At 35.2% G+C, this 19,105-nt stretch carries 15 protein-coding genes and 3 tRNA genes; 10 read left to right on the plus strand and 8 right to left on the minus strand.

Annotation, left to right across the window (positions count from 1 at the left end; genetic code table 11):
• Positions 1-26: 26 nt before the first annotated feature.
• The 3 genes from dnaA to htrA form a co-directional block, all read right to left on the minus strand.
• On the minus strand, positions 27-1,388 hold the full coding sequence (gene dnaA, locus B7692_RS09600; RefSeq protein WP_084930550.1) for a chromosomal replication initiator protein DnaA: 1,362 nt from the start codon (positions 1,386-1,388) through the stop codon (positions 27-29).
• 212 nt (positions 1,389-1,600) lie between these two features.
• Entirely contained in the window at positions 1,601-2,359 is a 759-nt protein-coding gene (locus tag B7692_RS09605) for a ParB/RepB/Spo0J family partition protein (RefSeq protein WP_084930551.1), read from the minus strand.
• A gap of 57 nt (positions 2,360-2,416) precedes the next feature.
• A complete protein-coding gene (htrA, locus tag B7692_RS09610; protein WP_084930552.1) occupies positions 2,417-3,598 on the minus strand; it encodes a serine protease HtrA in 1,182 nt (393 codons plus the stop codon).
• A gap of 183 nt (positions 3,599-3,781) precedes the next feature.
• Between htrA and rlmH the strand changes: the two genes are divergently transcribed.
• The 7 genes from rlmH to B7692_RS09645 all read left to right on the plus strand — a co-directional run bounded on the left by rlmH (position 3,782) and on the right by B7692_RS09645 (position 6,966).
• On the plus strand, positions 3,782-4,261 hold the full coding sequence (rlmH, locus tag B7692_RS09615; RefSeq protein ID WP_000695928.1) for a 23S rRNA (pseudouridine(1915)-N(3))-methyltransferase RlmH: 480 nt from the start codon (positions 3,782-3,784) through the stop codon (positions 4,259-4,261).
• Positions 4,262-4,304: 43 nt separating this feature from the next.
• Positions 4,305-4,378 (plus strand) — tRNA-Arg (locus B7692_RS09620).
• A gap of 165 nt (positions 4,379-4,543) precedes the next feature.
• Positions 4,544-4,669, plus strand: a complete 126-nt coding sequence (gene comC / locus B7692_RS09625) for a competence-stimulating peptide ComC (protein ID WP_000799685.1) — start codon at positions 4,544-4,546, stop codon at positions 4,667-4,669.
• 20 nt (positions 4,670-4,689) lie between these two features.
• Entirely contained in the window at positions 4,690-6,015 is a 1,326-nt protein-coding gene (comD, locus tag B7692_RS09630) for a competence system sensor histidine kinase ComD (protein WP_084930553.1), read from the plus strand.
• On the plus strand, positions 6,012-6,764 hold the full coding sequence (gene comE, locus B7692_RS09635; protein ID WP_000866074.1) for a competence system response regulator transcription factor ComE: 753 nt from the start codon (positions 6,012-6,014) through the stop codon (positions 6,762-6,764). The genes comD and comE overlap by 4 nt, the downstream gene beginning before the upstream one ends.
• Positions 6,765-6,815: 51 nt before the next feature.
• A tRNA-Glu gene (locus B7692_RS09640) sits at positions 6,816-6,887 on the plus strand.
• Between the two features lie 5 nt (positions 6,888-6,892).
• Positions 6,893-6,966 (plus strand) — tRNA-Asn (locus B7692_RS09645).
• A gap of 40 nt (positions 6,967-7,006) precedes the next feature.
• Here B7692_RS09645 and B7692_RS09650 read toward each other — a convergent pair.
• A complete protein-coding gene (locus tag B7692_RS09650; protein WP_084865104.1) occupies positions 7,007-7,549 on the minus strand; it encodes a TetR/AcrR family transcriptional regulator in 543 nt (180 codons plus the stop codon).
• 127 nt (positions 7,550-7,676) lie between these two features.
• Here B7692_RS09650 and B7692_RS09655 point away from each other — a divergent pair, with 127 nt between their 5' ends.
• A complete protein-coding gene (locus B7692_RS09655; protein WP_084930554.1) occupies positions 7,677-10,319 on the plus strand; it encodes a YhgE/Pip domain-containing protein in 2,643 nt (880 codons plus the stop codon).
• A 26-nt stretch (positions 10,320-10,345) separates the two neighbouring features.
• On the opposite strand, the gene B7692_RS09660 is transcribed toward B7692_RS09655, so the two are convergent.
• Positions 10,346-12,889: a YfhO family protein gene (locus B7692_RS09660; protein ID WP_084930555.1), complete on the minus strand. Its 2,544-nt coding sequence runs from the start codon at positions 12,887-12,889 to the stop codon at positions 10,346-10,348.
• Positions 12,890-12,950: 61 nt separating this feature from the next.
• Entirely contained in the window at positions 12,951-14,573 is a 1,623-nt protein-coding gene (locus tag B7692_RS09665) for an ATP-binding cassette domain-containing protein (protein ID WP_084930556.1), read from the minus strand.
• A gap of 205 nt (positions 14,574-14,778) precedes the next feature.
• Between B7692_RS09665 and trpS the strand changes: the two genes are divergently transcribed.
• Both trpS and guaB read left to right on the plus strand, forming a co-directional pair.
• Entirely contained in the window at positions 14,779-15,804 is a 1,026-nt protein-coding gene (gene trpS, locus B7692_RS09670; protein WP_084930557.1) for a tryptophan--tRNA ligase, read from the plus strand.
• A 151-nt stretch (positions 15,805-15,955) separates the two neighbouring features.
• A complete protein-coding gene (gene guaB, locus B7692_RS09675) occupies positions 15,956-17,434 on the plus strand; it encodes an IMP dehydrogenase (RefSeq protein ID WP_049521113.1) in 1,479 nt (492 codons plus the stop codon).
• A gap of 55 nt (positions 17,435-17,489) precedes the next feature.
• Here the strand turns inward: guaB and recF are convergent, their stop codons facing one another.
• Both recF and yaaA read right to left on the minus strand, forming a co-directional pair.
• Positions 17,490-18,581: a DNA replication/repair protein RecF gene (recF, locus tag B7692_RS09680; protein WP_084930558.1), complete on the minus strand. Its 1,092-nt coding sequence runs from the start codon at positions 18,579-18,581 to the stop codon at positions 17,490-17,492.
• A gap of 2 nt (positions 18,582-18,583) precedes the next feature.
• Entirely contained in the window at positions 18,584-18,952 is a 369-nt protein-coding gene (gene yaaA / locus B7692_RS09685; protein ID WP_084930559.1) for a S4 domain-containing protein YaaA, read from the minus strand.
• Positions 18,953-19,105: the final 153 nt, after the last annotated feature.

Genomic DNA, 19,105 nt, shown 5'->3' on the forward strand with positions numbered 1-19,105 from the left:
ATAATAAAGTAAAAGTTATCCACAAGTTATTTAATTTTCTTTTTGATGGATTCGATTTCTAAACGTAAATTATCATCTTCATCAATCAAAGATTTAATTTTGGCATGGGCATGTATGACTGTTGTATGGTCTTTTCCACCAAATTCCTTCCCAATTTTTGGAAGACTATTATCTGTTAGTTCTCTAGATAAATACATAGCCACTTGACGAGCTAACACAATATTTTGAAGGCGTCTGCTTCCCTTCATTTCTTTGACACTGACACCATAAAAGTTACCAACTTCATTTTGGATTTTATCAATTGGGATGACGAGCATTTGGTTAACATCTTGTTTACGTGCTCGAATAGCCTCGGCAGCGATATCGATTGTGATATCCTTAATCTTCTTCACTCGGGCAATTAAAGTGATGTCGTTGATTGCTCCTTCAAGTTCTCGGACGTTTGAATCAAATTGGCCAGCTAGGTATTCTAGGGTATCACTTTGGAAATGGTAGTCTAAATGCTCTGTTTTGCTTTGTAAAATGGCAATACGTGTCTCAAAGTCAGGTGGTGTGATGTTTTGCGTCAATCCCCAGCTAAAGCGCGTGACAAGTCTTTCTTCAAGTCCCTCTAAGTGTTTAGGACTACGATCACTAGTCAGAACAATTTGTTTTTGATTGCTATGGAGAACATTGAAAGTATTGAAAAATTCTTCTTGAGTTGCAACTTTTTTTCCACTCAGCGATTGGATATCATCAATTAACAAGAGATCAAGGCTACGGTAAGTTTTTTTGAATTTTTCCATTTCTCCCAGTCTCAGGTGTTCAAGAAAGTCGTTGATAAAGCTTTCAGCAGGGATGTACTTCACACGCGCATCAGGAATATTTTTCAAAATCTCATTCCCAATTGCATTGAGTAAGTGAGTCTTACCAAGGCCAGGTCCTCCATAGATAAAAAGAGGATTATAGGTCAAGGCTAAATCTTCAGAAACAGCCAAAGCGGCTGATACTGCCCAAACATTCCCATCCCCTTGGATAAAATTATCAAAGGTATACTTTTCTTTTAATCCAGTATCCGAATAAGGAATAGATGCTAACTTTGGACTATAGTCATAAAGAGTTGAATTGGTAGCTTCTTCAACTTGTGAGACAGCCGTATCTTGAGGTTTGGTGAAAATATAGTGGGGAGTTATCTCAGCATCATAAATTTCAAAACCAGCTACCACAATAATATCTTTTAGTTGTTTTTCCCAGACCATTTCCATTTCAGATCGTGGTAAAAATATAGTGGCAACATTTTCCTCTACCTTAATGAGTTCAGCTTGAATAGCATAGAAATCATACATGGATCGAGTTAGTCTTTCTTGTGCAAATTCTAATATACGATTCCAAAATTGTTTTTCTTTCAATCCTTTCTCCTCCTTTACTATCTAAAAGTTTAATGCTAGACTTATTTTACCATAGATAGAAAGATTTTTCCACAAGCTGTGAAAAATAATCCACAATGTTATCAAGTCTTATCCACAGGTTGGGGATAAAATCAGAAACTGTTGATTTATTAAGCTTTTTATTGGAAAAAATAGTGGATAACCTTGTGAGATAAGAAAATAAAAGAACAGCCTTATTTCAGGCTGTTGATAATTCTACTGTATTCTTCTTGATTTGAAAAAGAAATAATGATTTTTCCATTGTCTTTTTTAGACAGTTTGATTTCTACATCTAATCCGAGTAGTTTTTTTAACTGTTCTTCTTCATTTTGTATGAAATGATCATTTTTTTGCAGTTTCTTTTGTTTTTTCTCTGTCAGAAGAGTTTCTAACTTCCTTACAGAAATGCCTTCCTCTATGATTCGTTGAAAGAAATAGTCTTGTTGTTCCTTATTCAAGCCAACTAGCGAACGCGCATGCGCTTGTGATAGTTGGCCATTTTCTACTTCTGAAAGGATCTGTTCTGGCAAGGACAGCAAGCGAATAGAGTTGCTGATATAAGGACGAGACTTGCCCATTTTATCTGCAATTTCAGCGTGGGTAAATCCTTTCTCTATGAGAGATTCATAGGCGCGTGCTTCTTCTATTGGATTTAAATTTTCTCTCTGTAAATTTTCAATGATGGATTGAACCATCATCTCTTGGTCTGAGAGCTGTTTAACAACAGCTGGGATAGACGTTAGACCAGCTAAAAGTGAAGCCCGATAGCGTCTCTCTCCTGCAAGGATTTCATAACCAATAACAGGAGATTGACGAACAATAATCGGTTGAATGACCCCATTTTCTTTGATAGACTGTGCTAGTTCATGTAGTTTTTCTCCATCAAATTCTTTTCGAGGTTGATAGGGATTTTTTTGTATATCTGTGATAGAAATCATTTCAAATTTTTCCATGATTCTACACTAACACATCTTTTCTATTATGTAAAGCTTTCTTTACATAGATGTCAATTAAGATTCTAAATCACCTGAACTCTTGTCAAGCTTAATAGATGTAGTTTCTTCTTTACCGTTACGATAGTAAGTTATCTTAATGGTGTCTCCGATAGAATGATTGTAAAGAGCACTTTGTAAGTCTGTTGATGAAGCAATGTCTTTGTCATCTACTTTTGTAATAACGTCGTATTTTTCAAGGTGACCATTGGCAGGCATATTGCTCTGCACAGAACGAACAACTACACCAGATGTTACATTACTTGGAATATTCAGTCTTCTAATATCACTTGTATTAATATTTGAGAGATTGACCATTTGAATGCCCAAAGCTGGACGAGTCACTTTTCCGTTTTTTTCTAACTGTTCAATAATATTGATAGCATCATTTGCAGGAATTGCGAAACCAAGGCCTTCTACAGATGTTCCTCCATTTGTGGCAATTTTACTTGAGGTAATTCCGATAACCTGTCCTTGAATATTGATTAGTGGGCCACCAGAGTTACCTGGGTTAATAGCAGTATCAGTTTGGATGGCTTTTGTAGAAATGGCTTGTCCATCTTCAGATTTTAAAGATACATTTCGATTAAGACTAGATACAATACCCTGAGTGACAGTATTTGCATATTCAGAACCCAATGGGCTACCAATAGCAATGGCAGTTTCTCCTACGGTTAACTTGCTAGAATCACCAAACTCAGCTACTGTTGTCACTTTTTCTGAAGAGATTTTGACGACAGCAATATCAGAGAAAGTGTCCGCTCCGACAATTTCTCCGGGTACTTTAGTTCCATCTGACAAACGAATATCTACTTTGCTGGCGCCATTTATAACGTGATTATTGGTGACGATGTAAGCTTCTTTGTCATTCTTTTTATAAATAACCCCAGATCCTTCACTAGAGATTTGCTGAGAATCTGTGTCAGTATCATCATTACCAAATACGCTATTTTGTCTGTTTGCTGAATAAGTAATAACTGAAACAACAGCATCTTTTACTTTGTTAACAGCCTGTGTTGTTGAATTTTCATTCTTATAGGCAGTCTGTGTAATAGTACTATTGTTGTTAGAGGTACTTACAGTACTTTTTTGAGTTAGTTGGTTTATTGAAAAGCTACCCAAGGCTCCACTAATAAAGCTAATGACGATAACGACTAATAATTGAAACCCTTTTTTGTAAAATGTTTTTAAATGTTTCATATTTGCCTCCATATTTTTGAATTACTGAAAGTATAAACTGACTAGCTTAATTATAACTTAAACACAAAAAGTTTTTCACAGATTGTGGATAACTTTCAAAAATCTGTGGTTTTCTCGGCTAAAATTAACCTTTTGTTTTGTGAATAAGATGTGAAAAAATAGAGAATATGTTAGAATAGAGTCATGAAAATTAAAGTTGTAACAGTTGGGAAACTGAAAGAAAAGTATTTGAAAGATGGTATTGCAGAGTATTTAAAACGAATTTCTCGATTTGCTAAGCTTGAAATGATTGAGCTAGCAGATGAAAAAACACCAGATAGGGCCAGTGAATCAGAAAATCAAAAGATTTTAGGAATAGAAGGTCAGAGAATTTTATCAAAAGTTGGTGACCGTGATTTCGTGATTGTGTTGGCTATCGAAGGGAGAACTTTCTCCTCAGAAGAATTTAGTAAGCAGCTAGAAGAAGCTTCTATAAAAGGATTTTCTACTCTTACATTTATTATTGGAGGGAGTCTGGGATTAGCACAGGATGTAAAAAAGAGAGCCAATCTCTCTGTTAGTTTTGGCCGTTTAACCTTGCCCCATCAGTTAATGAGACTAGTCCTTGTTGAACAAATCTATCGGGCTTTTACAATACAGCAGGGCTCGCCCTATCATAAATAGAAAATTGACTTTCAATTGAATTTTTGGTAGAATAGCTATATTAGGTCTCATAGCTCAGCTGGATAGAGCATTCGCCTTCTAAGCGAACGGTCGCAGGTTCGAATCCTGCTGGGATCAATATAGTAGCAAAGCTGGGAATTTTCCCGGCTTTTTTCTTAAAAAAGTACACTTGGGGAGAAAAAAATGACAGTTGAGAGAATTTTATCTAAAACGAAATTCCATTTTGTATAATAGTTTTTGTAAGTTAGCTTACAAGAAAAAAACATTTAAGGAGATTTTATTATGAAAAACACAGTTAAATTGGAACAGTTTGTAGCCTTGAAGGAAAAAGACTTGCAGGAGATTCAAGGTGGGGAAAGTAGACTTCCAAAAATCCGCTTTGATTTTATTTTCCCACGAAAAAAGTAATGAAATAAGGGGAAAGAGTAATGAATTTATTTGGAGTTGGGTTAGTTATTGTTTATTTTTTAATTATTAGTCACAGTTACCGTTTAATTTGTAAAGGTCAAATAAATAGAAAAGAACTATACGTTTTTAGTGCTTATATATTACTAACAGAAATAGTACTTGATTTTCCATCATATCTTCTACATTTAGATGACTTAGGGATTGTAAAATTTTTATTTCCTTTGGTATTATATTCCTATTTTCGATGGATTAAACAGTATGAGAGGGATAGAGGACTATTCCTAAGTTTACTACTATCTCTTTTATATGAGAGCACTCATAACTTTTTGTCCGTAACTTTATCCTCTCTAACAGGAGACAATTTTGTTTTACAATATTATGAACCATTCTTTTTCCTTGTAACGATGTTGACTTATGTCGTTATCTTAAAAATCATTCATTATTTCCATTTGGATCTAAACTATTTTGATAAAGACTACCTCTATCCTTTCTTGACAAAAGTATTTTTTGCTTTGCTACTGCTCCATATTGTATCTTTCGTTTCAGATATGGTAAGTACGATTAAACATTTGAATAGTTTTGGAAGTATTTTATCATCTATCGTCTTTATTTCTCTCCTTTTAACCTTTTTTGCAATGAATTCACATAAAGATCAAATGGAGAAAGAGATTGCTTTGAAGCAGAAGAAATTTGAACAGAAACATTTACAAAACTACACAGATGAAATTGTCGGTTTGTATAATGAAATTCGTGGTTTTCGACATGATTATGCTGGGATGCTTGTCAGTATGCAGATGGCAATTGACAGTGGTAATTTACAGGAAATTGACAGAGTTTACAACGAAGTTTTGGTTAAAGCCAATCACAAACTGCGCTCAGATAAGTACACTTACTTTGATTTGAACAACATAGAAGATTCAGCTTTACGAAGTTTGGTTGCTCAGTCAATTGTCTATGCTCGAAATAACGGTGTAGAGTTTACACTGGAAGTAAAAGATATAATTACTAGACTACCAATAGACCTGCTGGATTTAGTTCGTATTATGAGTGTTTTATTGAACAATGCTGTCGAAGGATCGGCTGATAGTTATAAAAAGCAGATGGAAGTAGCAGTTATTAAGATGGAAACTGAAACAGTGATTGTGATTCAGAATTCATGTAAAATGACGATGACTCCTTCAGGAGATCTATTTGCTTTAGGATTCTCTACTAAGGGAAGAAATCGCGGAGTAGGATTAAATAATGTGAAAGAACTACTGGATAAGTACAACAACATTATTTTAGAAACAGAGATGGAAGGCAGTACATTTAGACAAATCATTAGATTTAAGAGGGAATTTGAATGAAAGTTTTAATTTTAGAAGATGTTATTGAACATCAAGTGAGACTAGAGAGAATATTGGATGAAATTTCGAAAGAATCGAATATTCCAATATCATACAAGACAACGGGAAAAGTTCGTGAGTTTAAGGAATATATCGAAAATGATGAAGTAAACCAGCTTTATTTTCTAGATATTGATATTCATGGAATTGAGAAAAAGGGATTTGAAGTGGCTCAGCTCATTCGTCATTACAATCCTTACGCTATTATCGTCTTTATCACCAGTCGATCAGAGTTTGCGACTCTAACCTATAAATATCAGGTATCAGCCTTAGATTTTGTTGATAAGGATATCAATGATGAGTTATTTAAGAAGAGAATTGAGCAGAATATCTTCTACACGAAGAGTATGTTACTTGAAAATGAAGATGTGGTAGATTATTTTGACTACAATTACAAGGGAAATGATTTAAAAATCCCTTACCATGACATTCTGTATATTGAAACGACAGGAGTCTCTCATAAATTGCGCATTATTGGTAAGAATTTTGCAAAAGAATTTTATGGTACCATGACAGATATTCAGGAAAAGGACAAACATACTCAGCGATTTTATTCTCCTCATAAGTCATTTTTGGTAAATATAGGCAACATCAGAGAAATTGATAGAAAGAATTTAGAAATTGTTTTCTATGAAGACCATCGTTGTCCTATTTCAAGATTAAAAATTAGAAAATTAAAAGATATTCTAGAGAAAAAATCTCAAAAGTGATTGACAATTAGTAAGAAATTGATATAATGGTTATATCTGCTACAGATAGAAGGTCCGTTGGTCAAGGGGTTAAGACACCGCCTTTTCACGGCGGTAACACGGGTTCGAATCCCGTACGGACTATTTTATCCGCCATAGCTCAGTTGGTAGTAGCGCATGACTGTTAATCATGATGTCGTAGGTTCGAGTCCTACTGGCGGAGTATAGATAAAAGGGAACATAGTGTTGTTCCCTTTTTTGTATCAATTTGTATCACCAAGCATCTTCATAAGGAAGTCTGTTATTTCTTGAGGACTTTCTTTTTTTCCATGTGCAATCCAAGTTTGGCAGACACCAAAAAGTGCGTGAGTTAGATAGATGCTACTGTATTCTAATTCAGTGGTATTGAGATTCAGTTGCATAAATCGCTTTTGTAAATCTGTACTGAGCATGATATGAAGTTTATTTCGTAAGAAATTTTGGATTTCTTTAGTCCCATTTTCAGAAAGAAGGGCAGCCAGAAGTGGTTCTGACTCTAGATATTCAAATACTTCTAAAATAGCATCTTTTTTGTGATGAGCATGTTTTTGAAAAATATATTCAAATGTATGGAATAGCTTGCTTTGATAGTGCTCAATCATATCATACTTATCCTTATAGTGAGTATAGAAGCTGGAACGACTAATTCCGGCTTTTTCTGCTAGCTTGACAGTAGAAATTTGATCAAATGGTTGTTCTATCAGTAGTTGTACCATAGCATTTTCAATAGTTTTCTTTGTTTTTAAGCGTTTGTTACTTTCTTGCATATTTCCTCCTTGTAAACAAATTAGACTATATGTCTAAAAATGGATTTTTTATCTTGTAATTTAGATTTTTTATTGTATAATCTATTATATCAAAATTTTAGACAATATGTTTAAAAAAGGAGAAACTATGTTTAAAGAATGGAAAGCAATTTTTAAAAAACCAACCTTTATTATTGTCATGATAGGGATTTCTCTTATTCCCGCTCTGTACAATATCATATTTTTGTCATCAATGTGGGATCCATATGGTCAAGTGTCTGACTTACCTGTGGCAGTTGTCAATAATGATAAAGATGCCTCTTATAATGGTAATAGCATGTCTATAGGAAAAGACATGGTGTCTAATTTAGAGCAAAATAAATCATTGGATTTTCATTTTGTAGATGAAGAAGAAGGTAAGAAGGGTCTAGAAAACGGTGATTATTATATGGTAGTCACTTTGCCAAGTGACTTGTCTGAAAAAGCAGCTTCTATTTTAACGGATCACCCTGAGCAAATGCAAATCGATTATCAGACTTCAAGTGGCCATAGTTTTATTGCCAGCAAGATGAGCGATTCTGCTATGACACAATTAAAGCAGAGTGTTTCTACCAATGTAACCGAGACTTATACTAAAGCTTTCTTTAACAAGATGGTCGATTTAAAGGATGGTATGAGTCAAGCAGTTTCTGGTAGTGAAAAACTAACTGATGGAGCGAATCAGTTAGTGGCAGGAAGTCAAACATTAACTACTAACCTACACTCTTTAGCAGATTCAAGTTTAACATTTTCAAATGGAACGGAGCAGTTTACTAAAGGATTATCCTCTTATGTCTCTGGTGTTGAACAACTTCATCTTGGCTTAGGAAATTTTAATAGTGGTTTAGTTACATATACTGGTGCAGTGAGTCAATTAGATAGCGGATTAGGTCAATTATCTTCTAAAAGTCCTGAATTAGTGAGGGGAATCAATCAACTATATACTGGTGTAGAGTCCTATACTGGCGGTGTTTCTCAGCTCAATGCTGGTCTTAATCAATTTTCATCTGGTGTTAGTGCCTACACCAATGGAGTGGGAAGTCTTGCAACAGGTGCTAATCAGTTATCTAATCAATCAGCTACACTTCGAATGGGGGTGGAGCAATTAAGTGAAGGAATTCAACAACTTTCTAGCAAGTTAGATGCTTCGTCTGAGCAAAAAGATCAAATTAATCAATTATCTTCTGGTCTAAATCAGTTAAATCAAGCTATTCAAAATATTGATGTTGGAGATACAAAACAATTAGATTCTGTTTTATCAAGTATAGTATCTCTTTCTAATCAAATGTTAGCAAGTGCTCATTCTGATAAAGCGACTACATTAGCTAATATTCAATCGACAGCAGCTTATCAATCTTTGACAAGTGAGCAACAAGCTGAGATAAGTGCTTCTGTATCTCAAAATTCGACTGATAGTATTCAATCAGCACAGTCAATTGTAGCTTTAGTTCAAGGTTTACAAGGAAGTTTAGAAAACTTACAAAATCAATCTTCTAATCTTTCGACTTTAAAAAATCAAGCTAATCAAGTATTACCTATTGCTTCTACTTCTTTGACAGGATTGTCAAGTGGATTAACAGAGATACAAGGAGCTGTTGCTAGCAAATTAGTTCCTGCCAGTCAGTCGATTACATCGGGTGTAAATGCATATACTGCAGGTGTTGATAAAGTTTCTCAAGGCGCAAGTCAACTAAGTGAAAAGAATTCCACCTTGACAGGTAGTCTGGATCAACTAGTTTCAGGCTCAACTACCTTGACACAAAAATCTTCTAACTTGACAGCAGGAGTTGGTCAATTAGTTGAAAAAACTCCAGAATTAGTGTCTGGTATTGAAAAATTATCAACTGGCTCTAACCAATTGAATCAAAAGAGTCAAGAATTAATGGCAGGAGTTGATAAATTACAATCAGGATCTGGTCAATTAGCAGACAAATCTAGTCAGTTACTTTCAGGTGCTTCTCAATTAGAGAATGGAGCTAATAAATTGGCAGATGGATCTGGTAAACTTGCAGAAGGTGGAACAAAGTTAACTTCTGGATTGGAAGGTTTACAGATAGGAGTTGCTTCTTTGGGACAAGGATTAAGTAATGCTAGAGATCAACTTAAATCAGCATCAACGGAATCTCAAAATGCAGAGATTTTGTCAAATCCACTCAGTCTTTCAAAAACAGACAATGATCAAGTTCCTGTAAATGGAATTGCAATGGCTCCTTATATGATATCAGTTGCTCTTTTTGTTGCAGCAATATCAACGAATATGATCTTTGCGAAGTTGCCTTCAGGACGTCATCCGGAGAGCCGTTGGGCTTGGTTGAAATCTCGAGCTGAAATAAATGGTATTATAGCTGTTTTAGCAGGAATTTTGGTATATGGAGGAGTTCATCTTATTGGTTTAACTGCAAATCATGAGATGAGAACATTTATTCTCATTATCCTAACAAGTTTAGTATTCATGTCCATGGTGACCGCTTTAACAACATGGAATAGCCGTATAGGAGCTTTCTTCTCTCTTATCTTGCTTTTATTACAGTTAGCATCAAGTGCAGGTACTTACCCACTTGCTTTGACAAATGATTTCTTTAGAGCCATTAATCCCTGGTTACCAATGAGTTATTCAGTTTCTGGATTACGAGAAACAATCTCTATGACAGGAAATATTCATCAGCAAGCCATTTTCCTAGCTGTCATACTAGCTCTATTTACTGGTTTAGGTATGCTAGCCTATCAACCTAAGAAAATGGAAGAATATTAAAAAAATCGACCAATTGGTCGATTTTTTTATGTATTAGATGTCTTTCGTTTGTGATTATAAATTCCAAATAGTAAAAGTGAAGTAAAGGAACAGATTGATCCAGTAATAAAACCATTGGGAATAAAGGAAAGTGTAATAGTTCCTTTTCCTTTAGGAATATCAACTTTCATAAAACCAGTTTGAGCTTGTTTAATTTCTATTTTCTTACCATCTTGGTAGGCAGACCAGCCTTTGTCATAAGGAATGGTGAAGAAAATGGACGTATCTTGTTTGATATCATATGTAGCAAAGACCTTGTTTTTAGAAGTTGATACTGTGACAGGTTGTTCTTTAATTTTTTGAATTGCCTCGGTGAAAGTTTTGGTATCTAAACGATAGAAGGTAGGAGATTCAAATGATACTTGTGAATTTCCAGGGAAACTAACATTGATATTGAAAGTTTTTTTCTCTTTTGTATAGCCTAGATTAAAGAAGGAGAAGACATTATCAGTTGTAAAAGTTTTCTTTTCTCCATTTACAAGGATGTCAACCTTTTTTTGTTTGTCATTAGAAAAGTGAAGGTTTGTGATAGAAAGATAAACTTGACTGTTTTCGGGAACCTCAATTTGATACTGGATTGCTGCATCCTCATTTGAAGAACTTGTAACAGTAATTAAATCATCAGTATTCTCTGTTTTGTCATAAGGGATCGGAGAAAAATAATCAAAATTGACATTAGCAAGTTGATTTAAAAATGAGGCCTGATTATCCAAGGTATGTTCATTGAACTTGACATCATTGTAAACAGATTGACTAGCAAATGCAATCGGAAGAGAGTATTGATTTTCATATAGGGTAAGATTATCTTTTTGATAGATATCTTGGAATCCATACTTATCAATAGGACTGTCTGATATATTGTACTGGATACCAAATAAACTATCAGCCAAAATACTATTGTTAGCATAGCGGAGATTGAGATTAGTCCCAGTGGATTTAAACCCAAGTTTATCCAAAGTAGAGCTTGCTGAGCGATTTCGAACAGATGAAAATTGAGAGATTCCATTGTAGTTGAATTTCATACTGTCATTTCCTGTCTGAGTTTGTAGTTTTTCAGTACGAGTAAATTGGTTTCCAATATATGTTGAGAAAGAGTCCATAGCTGGGATATCTCTACTATATGCACTTCGAGAAGCAAATCCCCATTCCTTAGAAATTCCGTCTATTTGAGATGAAGCATTTAAACTCATTTCAACTATTATAAATAAAGAGATTAGAATGGCAAATAGATTTACAGAGATAAACTTTTTGATAACTGTAAGGAGTAAAAGCGAATAGACAACTAAAAATTCAAGAGTCAGTAGGATATTCAAATCTGTTAAAAAAGAATAATGCGATTTTAGATAGATGGTAGCTAAAAATCCTGTTACTATAAGAAAAAGCGAAACTAAAAAATTCCAGATTTTAATTTCTTTCAGACGATTTAAGATTTCTGCTGCTGTGTAAATTAACAAGGTAGAGAAAATCCAAGCATAGCGATGTAAAAACATGTTTGGAGTATGCATGCCTTGCCAAAATAAATCAAGAGCTTCAATATAAAAGCTTGCAATTAGAAATGTAAAGAAGATTGCATAGATAAGTTTCACGTGAAACTTAATAGATTTCAGAGTAAAAAATAAAATGGTCAAAATAAAGGGAAGGAGTCCAACAAAAATCATTGGGATGGCCCCATACTTTGTTGTGTCAAAGGAACCAATGAATTGTTTAGCAAAGAGATCAAGATACCAGCTACTTTCAGTTTGAAACTTTGTAATTTCAGTCAATTTTTCCCCATGTGTCTGTAAATCAAACAGAGTGGGAAGAGTCATAATCAAACTAGCCATACTAGCTAAAATGGAGGTGATTATGAAATCAAGAACAGATGATTTTCGAGTTTTAAAATCCCAAGAAATTTGATAGAGATACAAGAAAATAAGAAACAATGCTGTCATATAGCCAAAATAATAGTTTTGGATAAATAAGATTGACAGACTTGTAAAGTACAATAGGAATTTCTTTTCAGTGATAAGTAGCTGTAAACCAGTTATAATTAAAGGAATCAAGATAAAAACATCTAGCCAGGTTTTTATCTCTAATTGACTGACAGTGAAACTCATCAGAGCATAGGAAGTAGATAAAGCTAGTTTTAAAGGCTTAGGAATCGATTGAAATAATTTATTTAAACTAAAGTAAGTTGACAGTCCAATCAATCCAAATTTTAAGAGAGTTGTCAGATAGATAGCATCTGGCATATTCGTTAGATCAAAAAAGTAAACTAGAGGTGAAAGGAAACTTCCCAAGTAATAACTAGATAGGGCATAGAAATTTAATCCGAGGCCACTTGTAAAGGTGTAAAACAGACTACTATTTCCATGTAGGATATTTCTTAGAGCTATATCAAAAATAACGTATTGATGAAAGCCATCTCCTAATAGAGGAGAGTTGTCGCTATTCCAGTAGATACCTTGAGATAGATATACTCCTATCATAATGATTATGGGAATGATGAAAGCAACAAAATAGGTCCAATATGTTTTAAAAAATAATTTCATGTTACCTCATAAAATGTTAGAAAACTCAGCTGGTTAACCCAACTGAGTTTTGAAGTTTTATTTAGTCTTTCCAAAGTTCTTTAACTTTTGCTTGTACTTCTGCATTCTCTAGGAATTCATCATAGGTTTCATCGATACGGTCAATGACGCCATTTTTAGACAAGACAATGATATGGTTAGCTAGAGTTTGAATAAACTCGTGGTCATGGCTGGCAAAGATGATTGATTCTTTAAAGTTTTTCAATCCATCATTCAAGCTTGAGATAGATTCTAAGTCCAAGTGATTGGTTGGATCATCAAGTACAAGGACATTTGATTTTAAGAGCATGAGTTTTGAAAGCATGACACGAACTTTTTCTCCTCCTGACAAGACATTTACAGGTTTGTTAACCTCATCTCCAGAAAAGAGCATACGACCGAGGAAGCCACGTAGGAAAGTATTGTCATCTTCTTCTTTACTTGCGAATTGACGCAACCAGTCAAGGATTGACTCTCCTCCTGCAAAATCAGCTGAGTTATCTTTGGGCAGGTAAGATTGACTAGTGGTCACTCCCCATTTGACAATTCCTTCATAGTCAATGTCTCCCATGATTGCACGAATTAATGCAGTCGTTTGGATGTCATTCTGTCCAATAAGCGCTGTCTTATCACCTGGACGCAAGATAAAACTGATATTATCTAAAATAGTCTCACCATCAATCTTTACAGTTAGATTTTCTACTGTCAAGAGATCATTACCAATCTCACGTTCCGCTTTAAAGTTTATAAATGGATATTTACGACTAGATGGTACAATCTCTTCTAGCTCAATCTTATCAAGCATTTTCTTACGTGATGTTGCCTGTCTTGACTTAGAAGCATTAGCAGAGAAACGAGCAACGAACTCTTGCAATTGCTTAATTTTTTCTTCTGCTTTAGCATTACGGTCTGCTAGCAATTTAGCAGCGAGTTCAGAAGATTCCTTCCAGAAGTCGTAGTTTCCGACATAGAGTTTGATTTTTCCGAAGTCAAGGTCGGCCATGTGAGTACATACCTTGTTTAAGAAGTGACGGTCGTGGGATACTACGATAACGGTGTTATCAAAATCAATCAAGAAGTCTTCTAGCCATGTAATTGATTGGATATCCAAACCATTGGTCGGCTCGTCCAAAAGAAGAACATCTGGTTTACCAAAAAGTGCTTTGGCGAGGAGAACCTTTACTTTTTCACCGTTGGCCAATTCGCTCATATTTTGATAGTGCAATTCTTCTGGGATATTTAGGTTTTGAAGGAGTTGAGAGGCTTCACTTTCTGCTTCCCAGCCCCCAAGCTCGGCAAACTCTCCTTCAAGTTCGGCAGCACGCACTCCATCTTCGTCTGAGAAATCTTCCTTCATGTAGATGGCATCTTTCTCTTTCATGATGCTATAAAGTTTTTCATTTCCCATGATAACAACATCAATGGCACGTTCATCTTCATAGTCAAAGTGATTTTGACGAAGAACAGATAGACGTTCATCTGGACCAAGAGAGATGTGACCAGTAGTAGGTTCGATATCTCCAGCTAAAATTTTTAAAAAGGTTGATTTTCCGGCACCATTAGCACCAATTAATCCGTAAGTATTTCCTTCTGTAAATTTGATATTGACATCATCAAAAAGTTTGCGATCACTAAAACGTAGTGAAACATCAGATACTGTAAGCAATGTTTTTCTCCTATATGTGTAATATATTTATTCTACTAGAAAATACGGAAATATTCAAATTTTTATCTGTCAATTTCGTGTAAAATATATTTACAATTCCCTTTACACAGAAACATAAATAGCAAGACTGATTTATTTTGATAAATTCCGGTTATTTCATTAAAAAAATGCTATAATTGAAGGGACCATATCGAAGGAGAATAAAATGACTAAACCCATTATTTTAACAGGAGACCGTCCAACAGGAAAATTGCATATTGGACATTATGTTGGAAGTCTCAAAAATCGAGTATTATTACAGAAAGAGGATAAGTATGATATGTTTGTGTTCTTGGCTGACCAACAAGCTTTGACAGATCATGCTAAAGACCCTCAAACAATTGTAGAGTCTATCGGAAATGTGGCTTTGGATTATCTTGCAGTTGGATTGGATCCAAGTAAATCGACAATCTTTATTCAAAGCCAGATTCCAGAGTTGGCTGAACTATCTATGTACTATATGAATCTAGTTTCATTAGCACGTTTGGAGCGCAATCCAACAGTCAAGACAGAAATTGCTCAGAAAGGCTTTGGAGAGAGTATTCCGACAGGATTCTTAGTCTATCCAATTGCTCAAGCAGCTGACATCACAGCTTTCAAGGCCAATTATGTTCCTGTTGGGACAGATCAGAAACCAATGATTGAGCAAACTCGCGAGATTGTTCGTTCTTTTAACAATGCATATAATTGTGATGTCTTGGTGGAACCGGAAGGTATTTATCCAGAAAATGAGAGAGCAGGGCGTTTGCCTGGTTTAGATGGAAATGCTAAAATGTCTAAATCACTCAATAATGGTATTTATTTAGCTGATGATGCGGATACTTTGCGTAAAAAAGTAATGAGTATGTATACAGATCCAGATCATATCCGCGTTGAGGATCCAGGTAAAATTGAAGGAAATATGGTTTTCCATTATCTAGATGTTTTTGGTCGTCCAGAAGATGCTCAAGAAATTGCTGACATGAAAGAACATTATCAACGAGGTGGTCTTGGTGATGTGAAGACCAAGCGTTACCTACTTGAAATATTAGAACGTGAACTTGGTCCTATTCGTGAGCGCCGTATTGAATTTGCTAAGGATATGGGAGAAGTTTATAATATGCTTCAAAAAGGTAGTGAAAGAGCGCGTGAAGTTGCAGGTCAAACCCTATCTGAGGTTAAAGGAGCAATGGGACTTCAGTACTTTAACTAAGTTTATTTTACAAGAAACTATCATTTCTATCTCAAAGAAAAGATAGTTTTTTATTTATCCCTGTAACATTTGACAAATTTTTATAGAATGGTATGATAGATACAATATAAAAAGAGTCAAGCTCAAAAAGAAAGAAAAGAGGAAACTTCGAATGTCTAATTGGGACACTAAATTTTTGAAAAAAGGTTTTACCTTTGATGATGTATTGCTTATTCCAGCTGAAAGTCATGTGTTGCCTAACGATGCAGATTTAACAACTAAATTGGCAGATAATTTGACTTTAAATATCCCAATTATTACCGCTGCCATGGACACAGTTACAGAGAGTCAAATGGCCATTGCTATTGCTCGTGCAGGCGGTCTCGGAGTTATCCATAAAAACATGTCAATTGCTCAACAAGCAGAGGAGGTTCGTAAGGTAAAACGTTCTGAAAATGGAGTTATTATTGATCCGTTCTTCTTGACGCCTGAACATACAATTGCTGAAGCAGATGAGCTTATGGGTCGTTACCGCATCAGTGGTGTTCCAGTTGTTGAAACACTTGAAAATCGTAAATTGGTTGGTATTTTGACAAACCGAGATCTTCGTTTTATTTCAGACTATAACCAACCAATCTCAAATCATATGACCAGTGAAAATCTTGTTACTGCTCCTGTGGGTACAGATCTTGCAACAGCTGAGAGTATTCTTCAAGAACACCGTATTGAAAAGCTTCCGTTGGTAGATGAAGAAGGTCGTCTTTCTGGTTTGATTACTATCAAAGATATTGAAAAAGTTATTGAGTTTCCAAATGCTGCTAAAGATGAGTTTGGTCGTCTACTAGTTGCAGGTGCAGTAGGTGTTACTTCAGATACATTTGAACGTGCAGAGGCTCTTTTTGAAGCAGGAGCGGATGCGATTGTTATTGATACTGCACATGGTCATTCTGCAGGTGTCTTGCGTAAAATTGCTGAGATTCGTGCTCACTTTCCAGATCGTACTTTGATTGCTGGAAATATTGCTACTGCTGAGGGAGCGCGCGCACTTTACGAAGCAGGTGTAGACGTTGTCAAGGTTGGTATTGGACCAGGTTCTATCTGTACTACTCGTGTGATTGCTGGTGTTGGTGTTCCGCAAGTAACAGCTATCTACGATGCTGCAGCCGTTGCGCGTGAATATGGAAAAACGATCATTGCTGACGGTGGAATCAAGTATTCTGGAGATATTGTAAAAGCCCTTGCTGCAGGTGGAAATGCAGTTATGCTTGGATCAATGTTTGCTGGAACTGATGAAGCTCCAGGTGAAACTGAAATCTTCCAAGGACGTAAATTCAAGACATACCGTGGTATGGGTTCAATCGCAGCAATGAAGAAAGGTTCAAGCGATCGTTACTTCCAAGGTTCTGTCAATGAAGCAAATAAACTTGTTCCAGAAGGAATTGAAGGTCGTGTTGCTTATAAAGGAGCGGCAGCTGATATCGTCTTCCAAATGATTGGTGGTATTCGCTCTGGTATGGGTTACTGTGGTGCAGCTAACCTTAAAGAACTACACGATAATGCTCAATTTATTGAAATGTCTGGTGCTGGTTTGAAAGAAAGCCACCCTCATGATGTACAAATTACTAATGAGGCACCAAATTATTCTATGTAAAAGAAATAAAAAGAACTCCCGTGAAAACAGGAGTTCTTTTACAATATTGTCAATTTTAGTTTACAGCAACTTGACCATTTTGAATAGCGAAAACACTTAGATTTTCTGGTAGATTTTGAAGATGGTCTAAGCTTGTTGTTGTAATAAAGGTTTGGATTGATTGAGAAATCGTTTCTAATAATTTTAGTTGTCTGGTATTGTCAAGTTCGCTCATAACATCGTCAAGTAGTAATATTGGAGATTCTGTAGTAATACTTTCCATTAACTCGATTTCAGCTAATTTTATAGAAAGGACGAGACTACGATGTTGGCCTTGACTCCCAAAACTAGCGTCCATCCCATTTATATAAAAAGAAATATCATCTCGATGAGGACCGACACCAGTGTTCTTTTTAAATAAATCTCTGGATCTACTTTTTTCTAAAGCAATTTTGAAAGATTCGGATAAGTCTTCTTTGTCAGTTATCTTGACAGAAGATTGATAGGATATTGACAACTCTTCAATCTGATTAGAGAGTTCAAAATGTTTCTTACGCCCAAATGATTCTAGTTTTTTTATGAAATCTAAGCGGTGATTCATTACACGACATCCATAATCAACTAGCTGATCATCCAATACTGAAAGGAAGGTTTCATCTATTTTTTGAGCTGATTTTAGATAAGTATTTCTTTGTTTTAGGATGTGATTATAATTGGTTAAATCTGATAAATAGATTGGCTTGATTTGACCAAGCTCCATATCAATGAATTTCCGTCGAACCGAAGGTGCTCCTTTAATTAGTTGTAAATCTTCAGGAGCAAATAAAACAACATTCATGTGTCCTACATAATCTGAAAGGCGTGCCTGTTTTAAATGATTAACTTTTGTCACACGACCTTTTTGTGTTAGCTCGATTTCTAGGGGAATGGATCCAGTTTTTTTCTGAACAAGACCTGAAAGATGAAGTTGTTCTTCATCAAAATGAATGAGATTTTTATCTGTTCGAGTTCGATGACTACGCGTTAAGGCTAAAAAATAGATAGCCTCTAGCATATTTGTTTTTCCTTGTGCATTGCGTCCTAAAAAGACATTCAATTTAGGATTAAAGTCTATTTTCGTCTCTTTGTAGTTACGAAAAGTCTTGAGAGATAGGTTTTTTAGCCACATGATTATCTACCAGGGAATCGCGGAGCTTGTTTGTTTTTAGGTGCTGAAGTAGGTTTCGATTTGTCTTTTTTAACTCCCTTATTCATCTCCTTTACAAGTTTAGCAATCCGTTCTTTTTCAACTTTATCAGCTTGGTATTCTTCTTTCTCCTCAGAAGTGGGTTGTGTCAATAAGATGTCAATGTCCATGTCAGGGATGTCAACTTTATCACCAATACGAAGTTTTTTACCACGACGACTCTCTAATTCTCCATTAAAGTAAACAGAATGTTCAGAGAGAAAGGATTTGATAGCTCCTCCGCTATGTGTAATTCCAAGTTCTTTGAGTAGCGCTTGGAGGGTAATAAATTCTTCAAATAATTTGTATTCCATAATTAACCTCAATCTTTGGTATTATACCATATTTTCTTAAAAATAGTGAGAGAAACAGGGAGAAATGTAAGCGATTTTTATTTCAAAACTGTTACAGGGAACAAGAAAATTTCAGGTTTTCGTGATATAATAGAAGTCTGTATATAAGGAGGT

Origin of the sequence: Streptococcus mitis (genome assembly GCF_002096925.1) — a bacterium.
GTDB classification, from domain to species: Bacteria; Bacillota; Bacilli; order Lactobacillales; family Streptococcaceae; genus Streptococcus; species Streptococcus mitis_AF.